Origin of the sequence: Pseudoroseomonas cervicalis ATCC 49957 (assembly GCF_000164635.1) — a bacterium.
In the GTDB taxonomy this organism is placed as follows: domain Bacteria; phylum Pseudomonadota; class Alphaproteobacteria; order Acetobacterales; family Acetobacteraceae; genus Pseudoroseomonas; species Pseudoroseomonas cervicalis.
The window spans coordinates 1-1,002 of sequence record NZ_GG771067.1; the positions used below are offsets into that span (position 1 = coordinate 1).

Sequence of the window (1,002 nt, forward strand, 5' to 3'; positions counted from 1 at the left end):
AGGCGCGCGCCCGTGGCCGCGTGGCGCATGTCCAGGCGCTCGGCGCCGATGCGGCGCTGGAGGCGCATCTCGCCTGGGGCGCCGCGCGGCTGCGCCGCAGCCATGGGGTCATCCTGCGGCCGCTGCGGCTGCGGCGCTGGGCCGGCCTCGCCGCCGGCACCGTGCCCGATCCCGCCGCCGCGCCCGACCTGCTGCTCTGCGAGGGCGCGGCCTTCCTGGCGCTGCTGCAGCAGGGCGCGCTGCGCCGCTTCGCCTATGAGCTGCCGAATTTCGCCCTGGTGGATCTGGCGGGCAAGCCGGCCACGGCGCTGCACCAGGGCGTCGCGGTGGATGGCCATGGCGCGCCCTGGCGGCTGACCCAGCTGGTCTTCCTGTATGACGCCGAGCGGCTGGCGCGGCCGCCGCTCTCGCTGCTGGCGATGCCCGACTGGGCGCGCGCGCACCCTGGCCGGCTGACCCACCCGCCGCCGCGCGACCCGCTCGGCGCCGGCTTCCTGGCCCAGGCGCTGTATGAGGTGGTGGCGCATCCGCGCGTGCTGGCCGCCCCCGCCACCGACGACAACGCGGCGCTGGTCACCGCGCCGCTCTGGGAATGGTATGGCGCGCTGCGGCCGCATCTGTGGCGCCAGGGCCGTGCCTTCCCCGAGGACGCCGTGGCGCAGCGCCACCTGCTGGCGCGCGGCGAGATCGACATCGCCCTGGCCGCCACGCCGGGCGAGGGCTCGGCCGCCATCGCCCGCGGCCTGCTGCCGGGCAGCGTGCGCAGCTATGTGCCGACGCCGGGCAGCATCGGCGGCGCCTCCTTCCTGGTGATCCCCGCCAGCGCGGCGGAGCCCGAGGCGGCGATGCTGGCCGCCAACCTCTTCCTGTCGCCCGAGGCGCAGGCCCGCGCGCAGGACCCGGCGGTTCTGGGCAGCGAGACGGTGCTCGACCTCACCCGGCTGGGGGAGGCGGACCGGCTGCGCTTCGCCGCCCTGCCGCGCGGCGTCGCCACGCTCAGCC

The 1,002-nt window shown here is 77.7% G+C and carries 1 protein-coding gene; it reads left to right on the forward strand.

The genetic code is table 11. The features are described from left to right. On the forward strand, window positions 1-1,002 hold a 1,002-nt coding region (locus tag HMPREF0731_RS21750; protein WP_007006410.1), incomplete at both ends, for an ABC transporter substrate-binding protein.